The sequence below is a fragment of the Streptomyces sp. S465 genome (genome assembly GCF_026898115.1).
GTDB lineage: Bacteria > Actinomycetota > Actinomycetes > Streptomycetales > Streptomycetaceae > Streptomyces > Streptomyces luomodiensis.
In genome coordinates this window covers 6,462,088-6,486,315 of record NZ_CP114036.1, presented here as the reverse complement: position 1 = coordinate 6,486,315, position 24,228 = coordinate 6,462,088, and the positions used below count along the sequence as shown (strand labels likewise).

17 protein-coding genes are annotated in these 24,228 nt (G+C 71.9%); 14 read left to right on the top strand and 3 right to left on the bottom strand.

Annotation, left to right across the window (positions count from 1 at the left end; genetic code table 11):
- Positions 1-20 precede the first annotated feature (20 nt).
- Positions 21-3,047, bottom strand: a complete 3,027-nt coding sequence (locus N6H00_RS27525; RefSeq protein WP_268974504.1) for an AfsR/SARP family transcriptional regulator — start codon at positions 3,045-3,047, stop codon at positions 21-23.
- A 283-nt stretch (positions 3,048-3,330) separates the two neighbouring features.
- Between N6H00_RS27525 and N6H00_RS27520 the strand changes: the two genes are divergently transcribed.
- A complete protein-coding gene (locus N6H00_RS27520) occupies positions 3,331-3,525 on the top strand; it encodes a hypothetical protein (protein WP_268974503.1) in 195 nt (64 codons plus the stop codon).
- Positions 3,526-3,727: 202 nt separating this feature from the next.
- Here N6H00_RS27520 and N6H00_RS27515 read toward each other — a convergent pair whose 3' ends face one another.
- Positions 3,728-5,173: a cation:dicarboxylate symporter family transporter gene (locus N6H00_RS27515; RefSeq protein ID WP_329618563.1), complete on the bottom strand. Its 1,446-nt coding sequence runs from the start codon at positions 5,171-5,173 to the stop codon at positions 3,728-3,730.
- A 164-nt stretch (positions 5,174-5,337) separates the two neighbouring features.
- Between N6H00_RS27515 and N6H00_RS27510 the strand changes: the two genes are divergently transcribed.
- From N6H00_RS27510 to N6H00_RS27480, 7 genes are all read left to right on the top strand, one after another.
- Positions 5,338-6,984 carry a sensor histidine kinase gene (locus tag N6H00_RS27510; RefSeq protein WP_268974502.1) on the top strand — a complete coding sequence of 549 codons (1,647 nt, stop codon included), beginning with the start codon at positions 5,338-5,340 and terminating at the stop codon, positions 6,982-6,984.
- 899 nt (positions 6,985-7,883) lie between these two features.
- Positions 7,884-8,591: a response regulator gene (locus tag N6H00_RS27505; RefSeq protein WP_268974501.1), complete on the top strand. Its 708-nt coding sequence runs from the start codon at positions 7,884-7,886 to the stop codon at positions 8,589-8,591.
- Between the two features lie 162 nt (positions 8,592-8,753).
- Positions 8,754-9,752, top strand: a complete 999-nt coding sequence (locus N6H00_RS27500; RefSeq protein WP_268974500.1) for a chitinase — start codon at positions 8,754-8,756, stop codon at positions 9,750-9,752.
- Positions 9,753-9,885: 133 nt separating this feature from the next.
- Positions 9,886-11,262: an ABC transporter substrate-binding protein gene (locus N6H00_RS27495; protein ID WP_268974499.1), complete on the top strand. Its 1,377-nt coding sequence runs from the start codon at positions 9,886-9,888 to the stop codon at positions 11,260-11,262.
- A 13-nt stretch (positions 11,263-11,275) separates the two neighbouring features.
- Positions 11,276-12,193: a carbohydrate ABC transporter permease gene (locus N6H00_RS27490; protein ID WP_268974498.1), complete on the top strand. Its 918-nt coding sequence runs from the start codon at positions 11,276-11,278 to the stop codon at positions 12,191-12,193.
- 146 nt (positions 12,194-12,339) lie between these two features.
- Complete coding sequence (locus N6H00_RS27485) at positions 12,340-13,479, top strand: glycerol dehydrogenase (RefSeq protein ID WP_268974497.1); 1,140 nt, start codon at positions 12,340-12,342, stop codon at positions 13,477-13,479.
- Positions 13,476-14,213 (top strand): MIP/aquaporin family protein, encoded by a 738-nt coding sequence (locus N6H00_RS27480; protein WP_268974496.1) that lies wholly within the window; start codon positions 13,476-13,478, stop codon positions 14,211-14,213. Before N6H00_RS27485 ends, N6H00_RS27480 begins: the two co-directional genes overlap by 4 nt.
- Positions 14,214-14,260: 47 nt before the next feature.
- Here N6H00_RS27480 and N6H00_RS27475 read toward each other — a convergent pair whose 3' ends face one another.
- Complete coding sequence (locus N6H00_RS27475; RefSeq protein ID WP_268974495.1) at positions 14,261-14,938, bottom strand: TetR/AcrR family transcriptional regulator; 678 nt, start codon at positions 14,936-14,938, stop codon at positions 14,261-14,263.
- 51 nt (positions 14,939-14,989) lie between these two features.
- Here N6H00_RS27475 and N6H00_RS27470 point away from each other — a divergent pair, with 51 nt between their 5' ends.
- The 6 genes from N6H00_RS27470 to N6H00_RS27445 all read left to right on the top strand — a co-directional run bounded on the left by N6H00_RS27470 (position 14,990) and on the right by N6H00_RS27445 (position 24,127).
- Positions 14,990-15,907 (top strand): SDR family oxidoreductase, encoded by a 918-nt coding sequence (locus N6H00_RS27470; protein WP_268974494.1) that lies wholly within the window; start codon positions 14,990-14,992, stop codon positions 15,905-15,907.
- A gap of 18 nt (positions 15,908-15,925) precedes the next feature.
- On the top strand, positions 15,926-16,699 hold the full coding sequence (locus N6H00_RS27465; protein WP_268974493.1) for an SDR family NAD(P)-dependent oxidoreductase: 774 nt from the start codon (positions 15,926-15,928) through the stop codon (positions 16,697-16,699).
- Between the two features lie 300 nt (positions 16,700-16,999).
- Entirely contained in the window at positions 17,000-18,283 is a 1,284-nt protein-coding gene (locus N6H00_RS27460) for an FG-GAP repeat domain-containing protein (RefSeq protein ID WP_268974492.1), read from the top strand.
- A gap of 225 nt (positions 18,284-18,508) precedes the next feature.
- On the top strand, positions 18,509-19,411 hold the full coding sequence (locus N6H00_RS27455) for a carbohydrate ABC transporter permease (RefSeq protein WP_443073054.1): 903 nt from the start codon (positions 18,509-18,511) through the stop codon (positions 19,409-19,411).
- 68 nt (positions 19,412-19,479) lie between these two features.
- Complete coding sequence (locus N6H00_RS27450) at positions 19,480-19,848, top strand: effector-associated constant component EACC1 (RefSeq protein WP_268974491.1); 369 nt, start codon at positions 19,480-19,482, stop codon at positions 19,846-19,848.
- A gap of 4 nt (positions 19,849-19,852) precedes the next feature.
- A complete protein-coding gene (locus N6H00_RS27445; protein WP_268974490.1) occupies positions 19,853-24,127 on the top strand; it encodes a caspase, EACC1-associated type in 4,275 nt (1,424 codons plus the stop codon).
- Positions 24,128-24,228: the final 101 nt, after the last annotated feature.

The following is a 24,228-nucleotide window of genomic DNA, read 5'->3' as shown; positions in this document are numbered from 1 at the left end:
CGGACCCGCCCCCACGCCCGTCAGTCGTCGGGCCCGCCCAGCCGGGTGAGCCCGTCCCGGACCCGGTGGGCGTCGGGGTGGCCGAGGGTGTCGAAACGGCTCAGGGCCTGCCGCCAGCTGCGGCGGGCCCCGGCCCGGTCCCCGGCCGCCAGCTGCGCGCTGCCGAGCCGGTGGAGGGATTCGGCCTCCCGGACCCGCTCGCCCCGGCCGCGCCGCAGCTCCACGGCGTTCCGGTAGCAGGTGATGGCCTGCTCGTGGTCGCCGACGTGGCTGTGGGCGTAGCCGAGGCTGTCCCAGGCCGCGGACTCACCGCGCCCGTCCTCCGCCTCGCGCAGCATGTTCAGCGCCTTCTCGCAGTGGACGAGGGTCTGCTGGAAGTCGCCCAGCATGGCGTACGCCCAGCCCACGTTGTTCAGGGCGTACGCCTCACCGCTGCGGTGGCCCGCCGCGCGGTACAGCTTCAGGGAGCGCAGCGCGTGGTCCAGCCCCTCGTCGTGGCGGCCCTGCCGCTCGCTGGCCACGTTGAGCGCGACATGGACCATGGCCTGGCCGATGGTGTCGCCGGTCTCGCGGTGCAGGTTCAGGGCGCGCATCAGATGGCCGCGGGCCCGGTCGTAGCGGCCCATCCGCAGATCGGCGAGGCCGAGGCCGTGGCAGGCGTGTGCCTGGCCGGTGAGGTCGGAGATCCGGTGGGCCGCGGCCAGGGCGATGCGGTGCACGGAGCGCTGGTCGTGCCAGTGGCCGAACTGGTCCAGGAACTCCGCCAGCGACCAGGCCAGTTGCCAGGCGTGGGTCTCGAACCCGGCCTCCGCGGCCTGCTGGGACACCCCGATCAGCACCGGATGGTTCAGGATGAACCACATCAGCGCCTGGCTGTGCCCGCTGAACTCGCCGACGCTGACCCCCGGCTGGACCGGCTCGGGGGTGATCGGCTCCCGGTGCGGGGTGAAGGCCACCCCGGCGGCCACGGCGGTGTGCAGATAGTGGTCGAGCACCCGGTGCAGCGCGGCGCGGCGCTCGCCCTCCGCGTCCAACGCCTGGGTGAGTTCCATGGCGTAGGCGCGCAGCAGATCGTGGAAGCCGTACTGGCCGGGGGTGCGCTCGGTGATCAGATGCGCCCGGGTCAGCTGGACCAGCAGCCGGCGGGCCTGCGGTACGGGGATGCCCACCAGGCTGGCGGCGGCCGGGGCGGCGATGTCGGGGCCCGGGTGGACGCCCAGCAGCCGGAACAGCCGGGCGGCGTCGGTGCCCAGGGTGTGGTACGACCAGGAGAAGACGGCCCGGACGTCGGTGGTGGCGTCGCCGCCCTCGAACGCGTCGAGGCTGCCGCGGGCGTCGCGCAGCTCCCCGGCCAGCGCCTCCAGACGGAAGCGGGGGTGGGTGGCGGCGCGGGCGGCCACGATGGCCAGCGCGAGCGGCAGCCCGGCGCACACCGTGATCACCTCCTCCACCGCCTGCGGTTCGGCGGCCACCCGCTCGGCGCCCACCCGGTTGATCAGCAGCTCCCGCGCCTCGGCACGGTCGAGCAGCTCCAGCGGCAGCGGCTGGGCCTGCTCGGCGACGACCAGGCTGGTGAGCTGGTTACGGCTGGTCAGCACCACCAGGCAGCCGGGTGAGCCGGGCAGCAGGGGCCGCACCTGCTCGGCGTCCCGGGCGTTGTCCAGCAGGATCAGCATCCGGCGGTCGGCCACCAGGCTCCGGTACAGGGCGGTCTGCGCCTCGACGGTCGCGGGGATCCGGTGGGCGGGCACCTGGAAGGCGTCCAGGAAGCCGCGTACCGCCTCGGCGACGGTCATGGCCGACCCGGTGGGGCCGAAACCGCGCAGATTCACATAGAGCTGACCGTCGGGGAAGCGGTCGCGGACCCGGTGGGCCCAGTGCACCGCGAGGGTCGTCTTGCCGAGGCCGCCGCTGCCCGCGATGACGGTGATCATCGCGGCCGTGGGCGCCCGTCCCCCGCCCTCGCCCGAGCCCGCGCGCAGCAGGGCGTCCAGCCCGGCCAGTTCACGCTCCCGGCCGGTGAAGTGGGCGACGTCGGAGGGGAGTTGCTGCGGTACGGCGGTGATGGCGGCGGCCGGTTCGGACGTGGCGGCGGGTGTGGGTGCGGCGGTGGCGGACGCGGGCGTGGTGACGGTGGCGGTGGCGGACGGAGCTGTGGCGGGCCCGTGGGGCTCGTCGGAAGCCGGGGCGGCCTCCGCCGCGGCCGCACCCGCGCTCTCGTCCGCGGCCGGGGCCGGGGCCGGGGTGGGGGCCTGCGTCGCGGGAGCGCTCCCGCGCATGCCGGACGACATCGACGGATCGGTGGTGGGGCGGCCGTCCCCGCCGTCCTCGAGCGCCTGCCGGTGGAGCCGCTGCAATGCGTCGCCGGGTTCGATGCCCAGCTCCTCCACATACGTGCGGCGGGTGGAGCGGAACAGCGCGAGCGCGTCGGCCCGCCTCCCGCAGCGCCGTAAAGCCTCCATCAGCAGCGCCACCGAGCGCTCCCGCAGGGGGTGTTCGGCCACCAGCAGGGACAGCTCCGCGGCGGCCTCGTGGTGCCGCCCGGAGCGCAGGTCGATCGCGGCGCACTCCTCGACCGCCGTACGCCGCTCCTCCTCCAGACCGGCGCCCAGGGTTTCGGCGAGCCAGCCGCCCGCGACATCCGCCAGCGCGGGCCCGCGCCACAGCTGCAACGCGGCGCGCAGCAACCGCGCGGCCCGGTCCTCGGCGCTCTCGGTGTTCTCGGTGCCCTTGGGGGTCTCCCGCGCGGCCCGCACCAGATCGCGGAACCGGTGCAGGTCGACCTGTTCCCGGGCGACGGTCAGGGCGTAGCCCTTCGCCGACGTCGTCAGCTCGGCTCCGGGCAGCTCGGACAGGATCCGCCGCAGCTTGGATATCTGCACCTGCACGGCGTTGCGCGCGGACCCCGGCGGGTCCTCGCCCCATACCGCCATGACCAGCCGGTCCACGGACACCACCCGGCCGGATGCCATCAACAGCATCGCCAATACGGACCGCTGCTGCGCGGCGGTCGGCCCCAGCGGCCGCTCGCCCCGCCATATGCCCACCGGTCCTAACAGGCGAAACTCGGTCCCGTCCACGCACTGCCCCCGTCGGTACCAGAGATTTCCTTGCCCACTTCGCAGCCTACCCACGGGTTCGGGTCAGCGAGGCATCAGCGGGATATCAGCGGCCCGTAGCACCCTACGAGTCAACGAGGGTCCCACGGGCACCAGAAGCGCACCCCGGTCCACCACGGCGGCGATCGGGCCGGACGTGGCCGGTCCCGGGGACCCTCCACCGACCATGAACGGGGGACGGCATGGAGTTGAGGTGCCGAAGGGACGGCCTATGACCACCGCCGGCGGGACACGCAGCACACCGCGCATCGGCGAACTCGTCTACGACCTCGAACGCGAGGCCGTGGGCCGGGTCGCCTACGTCGACACCGGCGGCAACATCGCCTGGGTCAAACCCCTGCACGACGGCCCCGAGTGGACGGCCCTCCCGGAGCAGCTCCGCCGCGTGGCGGACGGCGAGCACTGAGCGGGCGCCGCCACGTCATCCAGGACCACCGGGGGCCATGGGCGGCGTCTCGCGTCTTCCAACGGGGGGAGGACGCGAGGCGCCTTGTGTCTCTCGTCTGCCCGCACGTCTCGTAAGGCCGCGTGTGCCGTGTGGCCGCGCTCCTGACACACCGGCGGCCCTGCCCCGATTCAGGAGGGCAGGGCCGCCGGTGCGTGGGGTGTCAGGCGGGGACGTGCTCCTTCGCCGTGTCACCGTCACGCGGCTCGGGGAGGGTTTTGCCCTCGCCCTCGCCGGAGTCATCGGAGTCCGCGTCGGCGGCCGGGCCGTGGCCGCCGCCCTTGGAGGCGAACGCGGCGGCGTCGAACGGCAGCCGGCCGGAGAGGACCTGCTGCATCCGCTCCTTGTCGATCTCCTTGGTCCAGGTGCCGACCAGGACGGTCGCGACCGCGTTGCCCGCGAAGTTGGTGAGGGCGCGGGCCTCGCTCATGAAGCGGTCGATGCCGACGATGAGGCCGACGCCGTCCACCAGCTCGGGCCGGTGCGACTGGAGACCGCCCGCCAGCGTGGCCATGCCCGCGCCGGTCACACCGGCCGCGCCCTTCGAGGCGATGATCATGAAGACGAGCAGGGAGATCTGCTGGCCGATGGAGAGCGGCTCGCCCATGGCCTCGGCGATGAACAGCGAGGACATGGTCAGGTAGATGGCGGTGCCGTCCAGGTTGAAGGAGTAGCCGGTGGGGACGGTGATGCCGACGACCGGCTTGCTGACGCCCGCGTGCTCCATCTTCGCGATGAGCAGCGGCAGCGCCGACTCGGAGGAGGAGGTCGACAGGATCAGCAGGAACTCCCGCGCCAGGTACTTCAGCAGCAGGAAGAGGTTCACGCCCGCGACCAGGCGCAGGATCGTCCCGAGGACGACGACCACGAAGAGGATGCAGGTGACATAGAAGCCGATCATGATGACCGCGAGCGCCTTGAGCGCGTCCACACCGGTTTCGCCGACCACGGCGGCGATCGCGCCGAAGGCACCGATCGGGGCGGCCCACATGACCATCGACAGCAGCTTGAAGACCAGCTGCTGTATGTGGCCTATGCCGCGCAGCACCGGCTCGCCGGCCTTGCCCATCGCCTGGAGGGCGAAGCCGGCCAGCAGCGCCACGAACAGGGTCTGGAGCACCGATTCGCTGGTGAAGGCGGAGACGAGCGTGGTCGGAATGATGCCGACCAGGAAGTCCGCCATCGACTCATGGGCGCCCTCGGCCTGGCTCTGCCCGGCCTGCGCCGCCTCATGGGTGATGTGCAGGCCGCTGCCGGGGTCGAGGAAGTTGCCGACGACCAGACCGATCCCGAGGGCGACGGTCGACATCAGCATGAAGTAGCCGAGCGCGAGACCGCCGACGGCACCGACCTTCGCGGCCTTCCGTACGGAACCGATGCCGAGCACGATCGTGCAGAAGATGATCGGCGAGATCAACATCTTGATCAGATTCACAAAACCGGTGCCGATGGGCTTGAGCTCCACCGCCACACCGGGAGCCGCGAAGCCCACGATGATGCCGAGCACCACCGCGCCGATCACGGCGAGGTAGAGGTAGTGAATCCTTTCCTTCTTCGCCCGCTCAGGCTCGGTACGTCCCGCTTCGGGCGTCGAGGTCCGCGCAGCCACGGTGCTGCCTCCTTCTGTTCTGCCGTCCAACTGTCCCGGCGCTGTACTTGTGTGCGGCTCGCACACCGCCTTGAACGGTCCCGGCGACTATGCCCCACGTTGTGATGGGGGTCACCCTTCCGTTCATTTCGTTCATACAAAGATGCGTGTGCAGACTGATGGCCATGCGCATCCCCCACCCCCGGAGCCTGGCGGGCCAGCTGTTCGCGATGCAGGTCGTGCTGGTCGCCGCCCTGGTGGCCGGATGCGCCGTCTTCGCCTACGCCACCGACCGCGAACAGGCGGAGGTCGCCGCGCGGCAGCGGGCGACGGCCGCCGCGGTCGCCGTCGCCGACTCGCCCTCGGTCGCCGAGGCGGTACGGGCCGAGAACCCCAGCGCCCGGCTCCAGCCGTACGCGGAGAAGGTACGCCGGGACACCGGCGTCACCTTCGTGACGATCATGAATACCCACGGCGTCCGCTGGACCCACCCCGACCCGGACCAGATCGGCGCCACCTACCTCGGCCACATCAAGCCCGCACTGCGCGGCCGGGTCTTCCCCGAGACCTACACCGGCACCCTCGGCTCCTCCGTGCGGGTGATCGCCCCGGTGCGCGACGACCGCGCCGGCGGCCGGATCACCGCGCTGGTCAGCGCGGGTATCACCGTGGACACCATCAGCGCCCAGGTGCGCCGCCAGCTGCTCGCGCTGCTCGGCGTGGCCGCCGCCGCGCTCGCGGTCGGCGGCCTGTGCGCGTACGTCATCAACGCCCGGCTGCGCCGCCATACGCACGGTATGAACGCGGCCGAGCTGAGCCGGATGCACGACTACCACGAGGCCGCGCTGCACGCCGTGCGCGAGGGGCTGCTGATGCTCGACGGCCGGCGGCGGATCGCGCTGATCAACGACGGCGGCCGGGAGCTGCTCGGCCTGCCCGAGGACTCCGTCGGCCGCTACGTCTCCGACCTGGGCCTGCCCCCCGCGCTGACCGGCGCCCTGCTGGCCACCGAGCCGCGCGTGGACGAGCTGCACCTGACCGCGGAACGGGTCGTGGTCGTCAACACCTCACCGGTGAGCAGCGGTGAGCAGCGTGGCACGCTCGTCACCCTGCGCGACCACACCGAGCTCCAGGCGCTCTCGGGCGAGCTGGACTCGGTGCGCGGTTTCGCCGAGGCCCTGCGCTCCCAGGCCCATGAGGCCGCCAACCGGCTGCACGCCGTCGTCTCCCTGATCGAACTGGGCCGGGAGGACGAGGCGGTCGACTTCGCCACCGCCGAGCTGGAACTGGCCCAGGCGCTGACCGACCAGGTGGTGGGGGCGGTCGCCGAGCCAGTGCTGGCCGCGCTGCTGCTGGGCAAGGCGGCGCAGGCCAGCGAGCGCGGCGTCGAGTTCGTCCTGGCCCCCGACAGCCGCATCGACGACGGCGTCCTCCCGCCCGGTCTGCCCGCCCGCGACCTGGTGACCATCCTCGGCAACCTCATCGACAACGCCACGGACGCGGCCGCCGAGGGCGTCGGCCACGGCACGGCTCCCCGCAGCGCCCGGGTCACCGTCACCGCCCGCGCGGACGCCGGCGAGCTGACGCTGCGCGTGGCGGACACCGGGGCCGGGCTCGACCCGGCGGCGGCCGAGGAGGTCTTCCGGCGCGGCTGGAGCACGAAGTCGCCGGGGCGCGGCCTCGGCCTCGCCCTGGTCCAGCAGGCCACCCGCCGGAACGCGGGCACGGTGGACGTGGCGGACGCACCGGAAGGCGGCGCCGCCTTCACCGTCCGCCTCCCCCTCACCACCCCAGCCACAACCCCAACCGCCCCGGCCCACCACGCCCCATGACGGCCCCGGCTCAACCCGGCCCCGCCCCGGCCCGTGACGGCCCTGGCTCGACCCCGTGACGGCCCACCACGGCCCCGGGGTGCCCCCGGCTCAACCCGGCCCCGCCCCGACCCCTGACGGCCCCGGCTCGACCCCGTGACGGCCCCGACCCACGGGCCCGTCACGCCCGAGGCCCAGACCTCCCCACGGGGACGGCCCACGGCCCCGCCCCGCCGGACGGCAACGTCCCCCGAGCAGGGGCCGGGACGCAGCCCCGCCGCACGCACCCGCAGTCCCGCCCCGCCCCGCCGCCACGGCGCATCCGGCCCACGGCCCCACGGCGCCCGGCCGCCCGGCCCCTCACGCGGGCAGCCCATGACGTCGCCCCGCCACGTACAAGGGCGAGCCCGAGGAACAGCCCCGCTGCGTTCGCCCACCGGCCCGCCGCCCGTCGCATCCGCCCATCGCCGGGCGACCATGTCCAGCCACACCCAGCCGGGGTGCCGGCCCCGCGGCCCGAACCTCCTCGCGGAGACGGCCCACGGCCCCGCCCCGCCGGACGGCCCAACGCCCCTGAGCGGGCGCCGGGGCCCCACCCGGCCGGACGGCGAACGCCCCCAGCGCCGAGGGCCATGGCCGCCCGGCCGGACGGCAAACGTCCCAGAGCGGGCGCCAGGGCGTAGCCCCGCGGCCCCCCGCCCCGCCGTCACGGCGGGTCCGGCTGGCGGCGCCGTGGGCACGGCACCGTCGTGGGCACGGCGCCGCCGCGCCGTGCCGGGCGGGGAGTCCCGTGCGTACCACGGCCGGTCAGCCGAATCGTCACCGCCGGGACCTGGCCGCCGACAGTTACGCTCCGTAAATTGGAAGCCTGAGCTTTTCGCGCGCTGGGCGCGCGCACCGCGTCCGAGAGGAATCCGCCCATGAGCCCGCCGCAGGCGAAACCGGGGGAACCGGCGCCGATCCGGGTTCTCGTCGTCGAAGACGACCCCGTCGCGGCGGACGCACACCGGATGTACGTCGAGCGCGTCCCCGGTTTCGGCGTCGTCGGGACCGCGCGGAGCGGTGGGGACGCGCAGCGGCTGCTGGAGCGGACGCCCGTCGATCTGCTGCTGCTGGACCTCTACCTCCCCGACGGGCACGGCCTCCAGCTCGTACGGGCGCTGCGCGCGTCCGGGAACGGGGCGGATGTGATCGCGGTCACCTCGGCCCGGGACCTGGCGATGGTCCGCGACGGGGTGTCCCTCGGGGTCGTGCAGTACGTGCTGAAACCGTTCACCTTCTCCACCCTCCGGGACCGCCTCCTCCGGTACGCCGAGTTCCGGGCGACCGCCGGCGAAGCCAGCGGGCAGGACGAGGTGGACCGGGCGCTGGCCGCGCTGCGGGCGCCGCAGCCCGTGGCGATGCCGAAGGGGCTGACCCAGGCGACCCTGCACGCGGTCACCGAGGCGCTGCGCGCCGCCGAGGAGGGGATCTCGGCGGCGGCGACCGCCGAGACCGTGGGGATCTCCCGGATCACCGCCCGCCGCTATCTGGAGCATCTGGTGGACGCGGGCCGGGCCGCCCGCGCCCCGCACTACGGCCAGATCGGGCGGCCCGAGCTGCTCTACCGCTGGCTCAGCGAGCACTGACGGGCGCACTGCGGCCGTCAGCCACCGGGACCTGCGGCGAGCCGCGACAAGGAAGCCGCGATAGGAAACTTTCCTATCCGGCATCTTGTCGCGGCCATGCCGCCTCGCTAGGTTCGGCTCCGACCTCCCTCCCACCCCCCACATCAGGAGGATCCGTTCGCCATGCCTCGCTCCAAGCGAACCCGCAGGCTCGCCCTCTCCGCCGCCCTCGGCCTGATCGCCGGGGCCGCCACCACGGTGGCCACCGCGCAGGCGGCGCCGCACACCGCCGCCGCCCCCAGCGGGCTCAACGGCCCCTACCTCTACCTCGGCTGGGGCTCCCCGCCCAACGCCACGGACGTCATGTCGGAGACCGGCACCCAGCAGTTCACGATGGCCTTCATGCTCTCCGACGGGGGCTGCGAGCCCAAGTGGGACGGCTCCCGGGCGCTCACCGGCGGCGCCGACCAGTCCACCATCGACTCCATCCGCTCGGCGGGCGGCGATGTCACCGTCTCCTTCGGCGGCTGGAGCGGTAACAAGCTGGGCGAGAAGTGCTCCTCCGCCTCCGACCTGGCCGCCGCGTACCAGAAGGTCATCGACGCCTACCAGCTCAAGTCGATCGACATCGACATCGAATCGACCGAGTTCGAGAACGAGACGGTCCGCCAGCGGGTGATCGACGCGCTCAAGACGGTCAAGGAGAAGAACAGCGACGTCAAGGTGTACATCACCTTCGGCACCTCCACGACCGGCCCCGACGCCAACGGAAAGGACCTGGTCCAGCGCGGTGCCGCGGCCGGGCTCGACGTGGACGGCTGGGCGGTCATGCCGTTCGACTTCGGCCAGGGCGACATCGACATGGCGGCGGCCACCAAGTCGGCGGTGGACGGTCTGAAGGACACCGTGGCGAGCGCGTACGGCCTCTCCTCCGACGACGCCTACCGCAAGGTCGGCTTCTCCTCGATGAACGGTACGACCGACGTCGCGGGCGAGACCATATCGCTCGACGACTTCAAGGACATGGTGTCCTACGCCACCAGCCACCACCTGGCCCGGGTCAGCTTCTGGTCCCTCAACCGGGACCGCGCGTGCGGCTCCGGCACGGGGGCGGACGCGTGCAGCGGTATCGAGCAGGGCACGTACGACTTCACCAAGGTGCTCGCGGGCTACAACGGCTGAACCGCGTCCGCTCGGCCCCGAGGGGGACGGCATGCGATCAAGTGACCAGCCAGGTCACGGGGATTGACCTTCTGTTGAAGACGACCTTACGGTCGGCCCGCAGCCCACAGAGGCCAGCAAGGAGGCCGTGCCCGTGCGCCCCACCACCCCACTGATCCTCGCCGCCACCCTCGCCGCCACCGCCGGGCTCACCGCCTGCGGTGGCGGTTCGGGCAGCGACCCGGACACCGTCAAGGTCGCCTACAACCGGTCCACCGACAACAAGATCCGCTTCAAGGACAACCACCTGGCCGCGGTGAAGAAGCAGTTCGAGAAGGCCAACCCCGGCAAGAAGGTCAAGCTGATCCCGATCCAGGCGCAGGACAACGACTACGCCACCAAGGTCCAGCAGATGATGCGGTCCCCCAAGACCGCCCCTGACCTGGTCTACGAGGACACCTTCCGGATCAACTCCGACATCGAGGCGGGTTATCTGCGCCCCCTCGACGACTACCTGGCGAAGTGGAAGAGCTGGGACCAGTTCGTCGACACCGCCAAGGACGCGGCCAAGGCCGAGGACGGCAAGACGTACGGGGTGCCGGACGGCACCGACACCCGGGGTCTGTGGTTCAACAAGAAGATCCTCGCGAAGGCCGGGCTGCCCGCCGACTGGTCGCCCAAGAGCTGGAACGACATCCTGGACGCGGCGCGCACGATCAAGAAGAAGGTCCCCGGCGTCATCCCGCTCAACGTCTACACCGGCAAGGCCCCGGGCGAGACCTCCGTGATGCAGAGCTTCGAGATGCTGCTGTACGGCACGGGCGACGCGGGCGCGGACCCGCTCTACGATCCGAAGGCCAAGAAGTGGGTCACTGGCGGCAAGGGCTTCAAGGACGCCCTGAACTTCCTCAAGACGGTCTACGCCGAGAAGCTCGGCCCGGACATCTCCGACGCCCTCGACCCCAACGTCGGCACCACCGTCTACAGCGAATGGCTGCCCGAGGGCAAGCTCGCCATCGCCCTCGACGGCTCCTGGCTGGGCCAGAACTGGCTGGAGACCGGCGGCAAGCCCTGGTCGGAGTGGTCCAAGACCCTCGGCCTGGCCGCGATGCCCACCCAGAACGGCCAGGCGCCCGGCAAGGTCAGCATGTCCGGCGGCTGGACCTGGGCGATCAGTGCCAAGTCCCGGAATCCCGATCTGGCCTGGAAGTTCATCGAACAGCTCCAGACCAAGGACAACGCTGTCACCTGGGACATCGTCGACGCCCAGATCGCGGTCCGCAAGGATGTGGCCCAGGACCGGAAGTACACCTCCTCCATGCCGGGGATCACCTTCTTCACCAGTCTGGTGAAGTACACCCACTACCGCCCGACCACCCCCGTCTATCCGCAGGTGTCCACGGCGATCGGCGAGGCCATGGAGGCGGCCACCGCGGGCGGCTCCTCACCCGAGAAGGCCGCGAAGTCCTACGACGACCAGCTGACATCCATCGCCGACGGCGCCACGGTGGCGGCGGCGGACCGGGGCTGAGGGCCGATCGCCGATGGCAACCGCGACCAAGGTGGCGGCGGCCCCGACGGTCACCCCGGCCCGGCCGGGTCCCCGTCGCGGCCGCCCCCTGCGCTGGCTTCCGCTCGCCCCCGCCACCGTCATGCTGCTGCTCTTCCTCGGTGGCCCGATCGTCTACTGCGGCTACATCGCCTTCACCGACATGCAGCTGACGGGCGCGTCCACCACGGACTTCGTGGGCCTGGACAACTTCCGCCGCGCCTTCGGTGACGAGGACTTCCGCAACGCCGTCGTCCTCACCCTCGTCTTCACCCTCCTCTCCTCCCTCATCGGCCAGAACACCCTGGGCCTGGCCCTGGCCGCTCTGATGCAGCGCGCCTCCAAACCGGTGCGGACGCTGACGGGGGCGATCGTCATCGCGGCCTGGGTCGTTCCCGAGATCGTGGCGGGCTTCCTGCTGTACGCGTTCTTCCGCCGCGAGGGCACCCTCAACGCGCTGCTGGACGGGCTCGGCCTGCCGTCCCAGAACTGGCTCTACACCCTGCCCATCCTCGCCGTGTCCTTCGCCAACGTCTGGCGTGGCACGGCCTTCTCGATGCTGGTCTACTCCGCCGCCCTGTCCGAGATCCCCAAGGAGATCACCGAGGCGGCGGAGGTCGACGGCGCCGGCGGCCTCGGCCGCTTCTGGCACATCACCCTGCCGATGATCCGCCGCTCCATCGGCACCAATCTGATGCTGAACACCTTGCAGACACTGTCGGTGTTCGGCCTCATCTGGGCGATGACCCGAGGCGGCCCGGGAAACCGCAGCCAGACCCTGCCGGTCTTCATGTACGACCAGGCGTTCAACAAGTCCCTGATCGGCTACGGCACGGCGGTGGCTCTGCTGTTGCTGCTGGTGGGGGCCCTGTTCTCGATGGTGTACCTGCGGCTGATGAAGGAAGAGGTCTGACCCGGCCCGGCGACGCGGCTGCCTCCTCGCTTGTCTCAAAGTGAGACAGGCGAGGGGATGCCCGTCCGATGCCGGCTGCCTAATGTCGCTTTCCGTCAATGGGGGTCACCACCGGGACGGAGACCGACATGCACACCATGCGAACAATGATCAGCCCAGGCCGTTATGTGCAGGGAAAAGGAGCCATCCACCGGGTGGGCGAATTCCTCGCACAGCTCGGCTCATCGCCACTCTTCGTGGCTGACGACCTCGTATGGGGATTCGTAGGGCACGATATCGAGGCATCGCTGCGGAAAGCGAATCTGCCGCTGCGGCGCGAGACATTCAACGGAATAGCCAGCTCCCGCGAGGTGACCCGCCTCGTCGACGTCATCCAGCAGGTCGGCGCGGACGTCGTCGTGGCGGTGGGCGGGGGGAGCACCATCGACGCGGTCAAGGCCGCGGGCTTTCTGGCGGGCACCCGCTGGGCGAACTGCCCGACGGTCGCGTCGACGGACGCACCGTGCAGCGCGCTGGCCGTCATCTACACGGACGACGGCGCATTCGAGGAATACCGATTCTTTCCCCGCAACCCGGATCTGGTATTGGTCGATTCCCAGGTGGTCGCGAACGCACCCGCGTCCTTCCTCATCGCCGGCGTGGGCGACGCGTTGGCGACCTGGCTCGAAGCCCGCGCGACCGCGCAGTCCCATGCGAAGACGATGGCCGGCGGCCTGCCCACCCTCACCGGAACCGCGTTGGCAAAACTGAGCTGGGACATTCTCTGGGAGAACGCCCTGCCCGCCATCGACGCGGTCCGGGACCATCAGGTGACCCCGGCGGTGGAAAAGCTCATCGAGGCGAACACATTGCTGTCCGGGCTCGGTTTCGAGTCGGGCGGACTCGCCGCCGCCCACGCGATTCACAATGGGCTCACGGCCGTCGACGCGACGCACGGACTCGCCCACGGCCAGAAAGTCAACATCGGCTCCTTGGCGCAGTTGGTGCTCGAAGGCGCTCCGACCAGTGAAATCCGTGATTTCATCGAGTTCACCACACGAGTGGGGCTGCCGACGACCCTCGTCGAAGTGGGCCTCGACCCGGATGACACGGACTCGCTGCGCACCGTCGCCGACGCGTCCACCGTGGCGGGAGAGACCATCCACTCGATGCCGTTCGACGTCGCCGCCGATGACGTCGTCGGCGCGCTGGCCGCCCTGGACCGGTTCGCCGCCCGGGTCCGCGAGGACGCGAAGCTGCCGGGCCCGGCCCCGTACAAGGCGCCCCACCACGGGGCCGGTCGATGAGCGCCGCCCACATCTTCGTCTGGGAGTTGTCGGGCACCGCCATGCTCACCCTGCTGGGGTGCGGAGTGGGGGCGAACGTGACCCTGCGCCGCTCGCTCGGGTACGACGGCGGCTGGCTCCTGGTCACCTTCGGCTGGGGCGTCGCGGTGTTCGTCGGCGCCAGCATCGCGGCCCCCTCCGGTGCGCACATCAACCCCGCGGTCACCATCGGCCTGGCGGTCAACGGTCAGGTTCCGTGGAGCCAGGTTCCCTGTTACCTGGCCGGGCAGATGGTCGGGGCCACGATCGGCGCGTTCGTCTGCTGGGCCGCCTACAAGCTTCAGTTCGACACCCACGACGACCCCGACACCACACGCAGCGTCTTCTGCACCGGGCCCACCGTGCGCAACACCCCGTGGAACCTCGTCACCGAGACCGTCGCGACGTTCGTGCTGGTGCTGTGGATCATCCTCACCCCCGCGGCGCGGCCCGGCCCGGAGGGCATACCGGACTTCGGCAACTCCGCGCTGGGATACGCGGCCGTGATGTTCGTCGTCATCGGTCTCGGCACCTCCCTCGGCGGCCCGACGGGGTACGCGATGAACCCGGCGCGTGACCTCGGCCCACGCGTCGCCTACGCCCTGCTGCCCGTCAGGGGCTCGGCGGACTGGAGCTACTCCTGGATCCCGGTGGCCGGGCCGATCGCCGGTGCGGTCATCGCGGGGCTCGCCGCCGAGGCGTTGTCGGCCGTGTAGGTGCTGTCGGTAGCGGTGAGGGCGGCTGTCCCCGGGGGCAGCCGCCCTCACCCGCTGCCCGCACGGCCGACGTCGCCGTGTCGTTCGCCGACGTCGGTGACCATGCGGACCAGGGTGTCGACGAGTTCCTCGGCGGTGGTGCGCAATGCGTCCGTGTCGAGGTGGCCGGTGAGCTCCATGTCCGCGACGCCGTGGGCGCCGGCCAGCAGCAGGGCGCCGTAGTGCCGTGCGTTCCGCTCCCCGACGAGGTCGGCGACGATGGCCAGGAACTCGTCCTGGAAGCGTCCGGCCGCGCGGACGCGATCCGCGGCCGGGTCGCCCGCCGGTGCGCACAGCTGACGCCGGACGTGATCGAGTCCTTCACCGAGTTCCTCGGGACGGTGTCCGGGGCGCCTGAACAACATCTGGTACAGGTGCGGCTGGTCCCGGCCGACGCCGATGAGCGTGCGGAGAGCGCCGCGCAGCTTGTCGGAGGCCGACCGGGTCGGGTCGGTCCGCAGGGCGTGGACCTGGTCGGCGATCCGTTCCCAGCTCTCGGTCACGACGGCGGTCAGCAGACTGTCCTTGCCCGTGAAGTGCCGGTACGGCGCCCCCCGGCTCACGCCTGCCCGCGCGCCCACCTCGCGCAGGGTGACCGCTTCGGGGCCGCCGAGGTCGAGGAGGCCGGCGGCCGCGTCGAGCAGAGCGCGGCGGGTGAGGGCGGCGGATTCCGCACGAGTGACCATGGCCTCCATCATACAGTTGACAGTGTCATCTGTGCTGGTAGCGTAGCCAAGGTGACAACGTCATCCGAACAGAAGCTGGTCGTCATCACCGGAGCCTCCACGGGCATGGGCGCGGCAGCCGCCCGCGAACTGGCTCGCCAGGGGTTCCACGTGCTGGCCGGCGTGCGACGCGACCGTGACGCCGACGCCATCCGGTCGACCGGTATCGAGCCGGTCATCCTCGACATCACCCGGTCCGAGCAGGTGGAGGCGCTCGCCGCGCGGGTCGCCGACGACCCGCGCGCGCCGCACGCGCTCGTCAACAACGCCGGCATCCAGGTGAACGGCCCGGTCGAAGCCCTGCCGATGGCGGAGTGGCGGCGGGTGTTCGAGGTCAACCTGTTCGGCCACATCGCCGTCACCCAGGCGCTCCTGCCCGCGCTGCTGCGCAGCAAGGGCCGCGTGGTCAACATCAGCTCGGTCGGCGGCAAGTTCGCCATGGCCACCTACGGCGCGTACGCCGGCTCGAAGTTCGCCCTGGAGGCGGTCAGCGACTCGCTCCGCCGGGAGGTCGCGCCGCTGGGCGTACAGGTGGTCGTCGTCGAGCCCGGCGGTGTCCGCACGGAGATAGCCGCCCGCGGGGTCGCGACGGCGAATGACCTGGCCGCCCGGATGACGCCGGACCAGGAGGCGCGCTACGGCAGCCTGGTGGAGGCGAACAACGCGCTGATGGCCTCGGGTACCGCGTCGGGCCTGACCGCCGACGCCGCCGCCCGGGTCATCGCCAAGGCCGTGACGACCCGCAAACCGCGCACCCGCTACACCGCCGGCCGGGATGCCGCTCTGATCATGCGCCTGGGCCGGTTTCTGCCCGACCGCACGCTCGACCGCGTCCTCGCCACCAACCTGCGCCGCCACCACCCGAAGGGCGTACCGTCAACTGCGACCCCCCACAGGGCAGTTCCAGGGGCGACTGACCGAAAAGCATGACCACCGAGGAGAACAAGCGTGAGCAAGGACCGTTTCGCCGGCAAGGTCGTTCTCATCACCGGCGCCGGGTCCGGTATCGGTGCGGCCACGGCGTACCGTTTCGCGGGTGAGGGCGCCACCGTGATCGCGGTCGGGCGGACCGAGGAGAAGCTGCGGAAGACGGCCGCCACCGCGCCCGCCGGTTCGACGGTCGTCGCACGCGTCGCGGACGTCTCCGACGAGGCGGCTGTCACCGCCGTCATCGATGGCGTGGCGGCCGAGTACGGCCGTCTGGACGTGCTGGTCAACAACGCGGCCGTAGCCACCGTCGGCACCGTCGGGGACATCGACACGGCCGGCTGGCGGCGGGTCATGGACATCGTCGCCGACGGCACCTTCTACGCCTCGCGGGCCGCGCTGCCGCATCTGCGGGCCGTCGGCGGCAACATCGTGAACGTCGGCTCGGCCTCCGCTCTCGGCGGGGACTGGGGCCTGGCCGCCTACAACGCGGCGAAGGGCGCGGTGGCCAATCTGACCAACGCCATGGCGCTGGACCACGCCGCCGAAGGGGTGCGGGTCAACGCGGTGCACCCGAGCCTCACCGCCACCGAGATGGCCGCGCCCCTCGTGGGCAACGAAACCGCCATGGCCGCGTTCCGCCAGCGCATCCCCATGCAGCGTCCGGCCGAGCCCGAGGAAGTCGCCGCCGTCATCGCCTTCCTGGCCAGCGCCGATGCCCGGTTCGTCAACGGCGTCCACATCCCGGTCGACGGCGGGCTCCGCGCCTCCTCGGGCCAGCCCCGCATGTTCTGATCGGCGTGCGGTGAGGGCGGCCGGGTGCGGAATCCTCTCGTCCGCTCGGGCGTAACGGAGTGATCTCGGCCCCTGGAACCGAAGGTGAACATCCGTTGTAGTGGCCCTATGAAGCACGAGTCGGCAGCGGATGGTCGTACAGGGTTCCGGCGGCGAGGGGGTCTCGGCCTCCTCGCCGCCGTAGTGGTGCTGGGCACCGTCACGGGCGCACGGAACCAGGAGCTGCGACCGCCGATCCCGGACAGCGCCTGCCGGGCGTCGGCGTCCGCGTCGGCCGGCCCGTCCGGACCCGCTGAGCGGGTGGGCACACCCGCTTTCGACGTCGACGGCGACGGCCACCCCGATCTCGCACTCGAGGTACCGGCCGGCAACGGGGACGTCTACCAGACCGGCCGGATCGCCCTGGTGCGCGGCTCGGCACACGGCCCGCGGCCCGAACACCGGACGGTGTTCACCCCCAAGGACTTCCAGCTGCCCGAACACGACGGCATGACCGGCCACCTGCCCGGCCCGACCGTCGCCGACCTGGACGGCGACGGCCACCTCGACCTCGTCGCGGGGGGCAGCGCCCATGTGCAGTGGGGCGGCCCCCACGGCCCGGACCCCGACCACCGGCCCGCTCGCGTCCGGCTGCCCCGGATCGGCGAGGGCCACCCGGTGGCCATCAGCAAGGGCAACGACGTCTACGAGGACCCGCCGGTGGCCGGGGACTTCGACGGCGACGGCCACACCGATCTGGCCACCTACCGCACCGGTCTGCACAAGCGGCGGCTGGTGGTGCTGCACGGCCCGTTCACGCGCGCCGGAGAGCCCGCGCGGACCAGCGAGCGCGCCGACCCGGACCCGCGGGGAGCCGATGCCGTGACCAACCTCCAGCTGATCCCGGCGGAGATCACCGGCGACCGCGCCACCGACCTGATCGTGTACCGGCCCGGAGAGGCGGACGCCCCCCTTCTCCTCGCCGGCGGCGCCGGCACGGCGACCGGGCTGGCCGAGGAGCCCGAGCGGTTGCCGAAGGGCGAGTCCATCGCCGTCGGCGACTTCGACGGCGACGACCGGGCCGACATCGCCCTCGGCGACAGCGGCATATCCATGGACGAGGAGGAGGAACCGGCCGACCGCAAGGGCAAGGTGACCATCCGTTACGGCAAGGCGCCCGAGGCTCCCGTCGTCATCGAGGGCGGCACCCGCAAGGGCGGCTTCGGCATCGGCCTGGTCGCCGGGGACCTCAACGGCGACGGGTGCGACGAACTCGCCGTCCAGCTCGCGGGCGACCGCTGGGGAGAGGAGGGCAGCGTCGACATCCTGCGCGGCGGCTCCTCCCCCGGCCTCGGTTCCCAGCCGTGGCGTCACCTGCGCCGCTCCCGCCACGTACCCGACCCCGATCCGGTGGAACCGCAGCACTGGGCGGGCCGGCCGGTGGGCGCGGCCGATGTCGACGGCGACGGCCGCGACGAACTCCTCCTGGCCACCTCCTACCAGCCGGATGCCGGCAAGGACTGGTGGTTCGTCGACGCCGCGGGACGGGATGTGCTTTCCTTCGACGCCGGGGACCTGGCACGCCAGGGCTCGTCCGCTGATTGACGGTCGACGGCGCCCCTCGCCCTGGTCCGCGACCCCAAGCGGGAGGAGACGCAAGCGGGAGGGACCGGCCGTGACATCCGGCGGTGCGGTGGTGGACGGCTCGCGGGGGCGCCGCTGCCCGAGGTCGACCGATCGCGCACACGTCTTCCCCCGGGCGCGTGGCAAACGGTTTCATGGACGGCACGCCGATCGACCGCGCTCGCGAGCGCGCGAGGAGGTCCGAGGTTGTCCGCACTCTCCGCCCCCACCGCCCGCCCCCGGCCCCGTCCGTACCACCCGCCGCACGCCTCCCGTTCCCGCTGGTGGTCCCCGCGACTGCGCCGCCGGCTGACCGCCGACGCCGCGCTGCTGGTGGTCGCGGCCGCGTTCCTGCTGCCGCTCGCCTGGCTGGTCCTGGCCTCCGTCGACCGTGACGCCACCCTGCGGGTCTCGGCACCGGGCTCCCCCACGCTGGACAACTTCTCGGCGGTGTGGACGGACGAGATCACCTTCACGCCCATGCTCAACAGCCTGCTCCTGTGCGGCGGCGCCACCTTGCTGACCGTCGCCTGCGCGGCGCTCGCCGCCTATCCCCTCTCCCGCTTCCGCTCCCGGGTGGTGCGCCCGTATCTGCTGACGGTGCTGTTCACCACCTGCCTGCCGATCACCGCGATCATGGTTCCGGTCTACGGGCTCTTCGTCCAGGTGAACCTCGTCGACACCATGTCCGGCACCGCGCTGTTCCTCGCCGCCTCCCAACTCCCCTTCGCCATCTGGCTGATGAGGAACTTCATGGACGGCGTGCCGGTGATCCTGGAGGAGGCCGCGTGGACCGACGGCGCCTCCTGGTTCCAGAGCCTGACGCGGGTGATCCTGCCGCTGATGGGCCCCGGCATCACGGTGGTGATGATCTACAGCTTCATCATGATGTGGGGCAACTTCTTCGTCCCCTTCATGCTGCTGCTCTCCCCCGAACAACTCCCGGCGTCCGTCTCGATCTTCACCTTCTTCGGCAACTACGGCCAGGTCGTCTACGGCCAGCTGGCCGCCTTCTCGATCCTCTACTCGACCCCCGTGATCCTGCTCTACGTGCTGATCTCCCGCCGCCTGGGTGGCGGCTTCGCGCTGGGCGGCGCCGTCAAGGGGTGACGGGTTCGTGAGAAAATCCGTTGCCACGGCCTGTGGTGGCAGGTGAGGTGAACGGGGAAGGGGCGCAGGTGGAGTTCCGCATCCGTATCCAGGAGCAGAACGAACACGACGAGCGCGAGGCGCTGTTGTCGCTGTACCAGTGGCTCTACAAGCACGACGCACTGGAGCGGACGACCGAGGTCTCGCTGTCGGAGGCGCCACCGGAGGAAGGCGCCATGGGCGGCGCCTGGGACGTGGTGAACGTCGTGCTCACGCACGCCACCGCGCTGGCCAACCTCGCGCTGGCCCTGGCCACATGGCGCAAGACCCACCCGTCCGCACCCCCGCTGAACGCCCAGGCGAACGGGACGGCCGTCACCGTGCACACCGACGACCCGGAGGCGGTGCGCCGGCTGCTGGAGGCCCTGAACGGGCCCGAGGCCGGGCCGGAGGACTGAGGGCGTGCACCTGCCAGACCCGGCCACCTCGCGGGCGGTGCTGATCGGCGTCCACGCGTTCGACCACCTCGACGACCTGCCCGCCGTCGAGAACAACGTCCAACGGCTGCACGACGCGCTCACCGACCCGGAGCTGTGGGGGCTGCCCAAGGAGCACTGCCGGGTGATCAGCCAGCCACACTACGGTCCGGAGGTGGTCGACGCGCTCGCGCAGGCGGCCGACGAGGCGAAGGACACGCTGTTCGTCTACTACTCCGGTCACGGACTGATCGACAAACAGGCGACGGACCCGTCGGACCGGCTCTGTCTGGCGCTTCCGGCCGCCGATCAGGAGGCCCGGCTCCACTGGGCGCTGCGCTACAAGGACGTACGGGAGAAGGTCCAGCGGCCACGGCGGGCCCGGCGCAAGGTGGTCGTGCTCGACTGCTGCTTCAGCGGACAGGCGGCGGTGGCCATGGGCCCGTCCGACCTCCGGGACGAAGCGGAGATCGAGGGCGCGTACGTCCTGGCCTCCTCCGGGGCCGGCGACTGGTCATGGGCCCGCAAGGGCGCGGAGCTGACCGAGTTCACCGGCGAGCTGCTGTCCCTCGTCGAGGACGGCGTGCCGGGCGGGCCGGAGCTGCTCACCGTCGAGGACCTCTACCAGGGAATCCGGCGGGCCGCCGCCCACAAGGGCCTCACCCGACCGCACAAACTCGCCACCGACCAGGCCGATCGCGTCGCCCTCGTACGGAACCGGGCCTGGGTGCCGCAGCTGCCACCGGTCTGTCCCCCGACGGGCGACGCCCCCGCGCCCGCCGTACCGCTGAGCCGGTACCACCTGGACCGCCTGATCGAGGCCCAGAAGAAGGAGGCGGACAGCTTCCCGTACGAGGACCTCCTGGAGGGGCTGCGCCGCCCCCGCTTCACCGAGGTGTACGTACGCCAGCAGATGGCGGCCCAGGGCCCGGACGCCGAGACTTACGGCGACGGCGAACCGGAGCCGTCCCGGCCCGGCGAGTGGTCCCGGTCGCGGGAGCGCGAGGAGCGGCGGGCCGAGGCCGGCGCCCCCGCCCTGGAGGGCAAGCAGGACCGCCGGGTGTCCCAGACCCTGAAGTCCGTCCTGGAGGCGCCGGACCATCTGCTGATCACCGGCGGCCCCGGCATGGGCAAGTCGTCGCTCATCAGCCAGTTGCCCCGGGACCTGCCAGGGGACGCGGTGCCGATCCGGGTCACGGCCAAGCGCCTGGCCCCGCACGCGCTCAGCCACAAGCCCTGGCAGGAGGCGATCGCCGCCTCGGTCGAGGAAGGCAGGCTCCCCGCCGGGCTGGACCGGCTGCCGGACCGGCCCGTCCCGGGCGGGCAGTGGGTGATCCTCATCGACGCGCTCGACGAGGTCAACGAGATCGGGGCCCGGGACCGGCTCGTGGACTGGCTCGACGGCATCCTGGGTCCACCGCGGGACCTGCCGTTCCGGCTGATCCTCACCAGCCGGCCGCCGACTCCGGCCAACCGCCACAAGCTGATCCGCGCGGGCATGGTCCACTACACCCTGGAGCCCTTCACCACGGACGGCCTGGAGCGCTTCGCGGCGGGGTGGTTCCAGGACGCCCCCACCACCGGGCAGGCGGAGCGGTTCCTCGCCCAACTCCGCGAGGGCCACCTCCTGGACGTGGCCAAGGTGCCGCTGCTGGCCACCATCGCCGCGATCGTCTTCGAGAACTCCCCGGACACCCCGCTGCCCAAGCAGCGGTTCGATCTGTACGAACAGTTCCTGACGCATCTGGCGGAGGGGCGCGGCAAGCGGGTGAAGGAGGGCCTGCGGACCCTGCTGGAGGACCTGCCGAACAGTGGACGGCTGGTCGACCAGATCCGGGAGCGGCGGTCGGAGCTGGGCAAGCGGCTCGCGGTGGCGGCCTCCCAGGGCGAGACGGACCTGCTGGGCCGTGCCGAGACCTGGATCCGGCAACTCGCCGAGGAACTGGGCGTGGCCATTCCCGTCACTCCCGGGTGGCGCAAGACGCTGTTCGCGCTCGCGGAGTACACCGGTCTGGTCACCCGGGACGGGGACAACGTCCGCTTCTGGCACCTGTCGTTCGCCGAGCATCTGGCGGCGGAGGTCCATGAGGCGGGCCTTCCCGCCACGTTCGACCCGGCGGCGGAGGTCTGGCGCGGATGGCTCGACCGGATCTTCGGCGACTCCGGGCAGGAGGAGGTCGCCCGGCTGGTGCTGGTCCGGCACACCCACCACCACGCGAACAGCACCCTGCTCCCCTGGCTCCAGGAGCGCACGGACCACCACCAGGCGCTGGTGGGTGAGTTGCTGCTGCGCGGAGCCCGAGCCACCGGGCCGGTCCTGGCGACCTTCTGCGCAACGCTCCGGCGGGTCCTGTTCCTCCAGGCGCACGAACGTGACGACTGGCTCACCACGGCGGCGCTCCTCGGTGACCCCGAGGTCTCGGCGACGCTCGCCCAGGTCATGGCGGACGAGGCGGCCGCCACCACCGGCCGCGTCGTCGCGGCCCAATTGCTCAGCGAGCGCAGCGGGACCATGGCGGACACGGCCGTGGACTACCTGTGGACGGTCATCGACAACCCCCGCATCCCGGATCCGGACCGGGTGCGCGCGGCAGCCGCGGTCGCCAGGACCCGGCACCCCTCGCGCGACCGGGCGGCCGAGGCACTGCTGGCCACGGCCCGTGACGACCGGATCGACGTCGCCGAACGCCGCAGGGCGGCGGAGGCCCTGGCGAACCTCGGCGGCGACCGTCCGGCGCAGGCACGCGGATGCCTGGTCGACCTGATGCGGAACCCCGGTGCCCCCGCCCGCCTTCTCGTGTCGGTCGCGGACACCCTCGCCAAGCTCTCCCCCGTCCCCTCCGCCGACGCCCTGTCGGCCCTGGAAACACTGGCCGAGGACCCGGCGACCTCCGTCGACAACCGGATCGACCTCCTGCGCGTCATCGCCCTGCTGGACCCCGGCCGCAGACCGCGCTCCCTCGATGTGCTCGAAGACCTGATGACGTCGGGCAGGGTCGCCGCCGCTTCCCGGGCGAAGGCCGCCCAGACACTGGCGCAGATCGCACCGGACCGCGGCGAGCCGGCCGTGGACGTGCTGGGGAACCTGGTGCGCAACACCCGCCTGGACCTGGACGACCGGATGGACGCGGCGGAACGGCTCGCCAATCTCGACGCGGCACATCGGGCCGAGATGGCCGATGAGCTGTACCAGCTGGCACGGTCCCCGCACTGCGACGCGAGCACCGGCATCCGGTCGGCGGTGAAGTCCGCTTCCCTGGAGCCCCGCAAGCGGGACCGCTGCCTGGCCCTGCTCGCCTCCATCGCGGTGGATCCCGCCCACAACTGGGACGAACGGCTTCGCGCGGCCTCGAGCCTGAGCGACTTGGACCCGCAGAACGTCGACCAGGTCATCCCCGTTCTGGAAGAGGCGCTGAGCGCCCCGAGGGTGGAACCACGCAACCGGGCGAAGGCCGCCGGCCACCTGGGAAAGCTCAGTGACGGCCATCGCACGCACGTCATCCGCGTGCTGCTCGAACGCATCGGCGCACCGGACACGAGACTGCGGGAGTCCTGGGAACTGGCCAAGACCTTGGCCCAGCTCGCTCCGGAACGCATCGAGGAAACGAAGACGATCCTCATCCGGGCGCTGGAGTCCCTGTCCCTCAGCGCGGACGAACGCGTGGAAGCCGCGCGTGCCCTGGTCCGTATCGCACCGCGCGTCCAGGCCCGCGTCGTCGAGACGCTGATGAGCCAGGCGGCCGCGGAACCGGGGGCGTTCTACACGTGGTTGACGGCTACCGCCGCGGCCGAGATCGACCCGGGACAGCGTGAAGCCGCGGTCCGCGTCCTGCGGTCGCGGCTGACCGGGTCGGCCACGCAGCCGAGTGAGTACTACTGGCTCGCCAGAGGGCTGACAGAGCTGGGCGGCGCCCAGGAGCGCACCGAGCTCATCAGCGTCTTCCAGGACCGGGTCACCGACGCGACCGCCACCGGGATACGGCTGGACGCCGCGGACGACCTCGCAAGCATCGATCCCAGGGCGCTGGAGCCCCTGGTGGACGCCCTGGTGGCCATCGCCGCCGACGACTCGTGCCCGGCACAGTACCGCGTCCAGGCGGCCGCCCGGATCGGCAGGATCGGCCGGGCCCATCACGCGGCGGCCCGGACGCTCCTGGAAGCCATCGCCACCGATGAGCTCTGCGACCCGGCACACCGGGAGAAGGCCCAGGAGGAGCTCCAGAACCTGCACGACGTCCCGCCGCCCCTCCCCGCGGCCTGACCGTCCTCAGCCACCCGGCGAGGCCGGCCCGGCGCGGCCGTGGTGAGTGGCCGAGCGGGTGGCGCGAGCAGGCGCTCCGGGTGCGAGGACGGCTCCCCGGT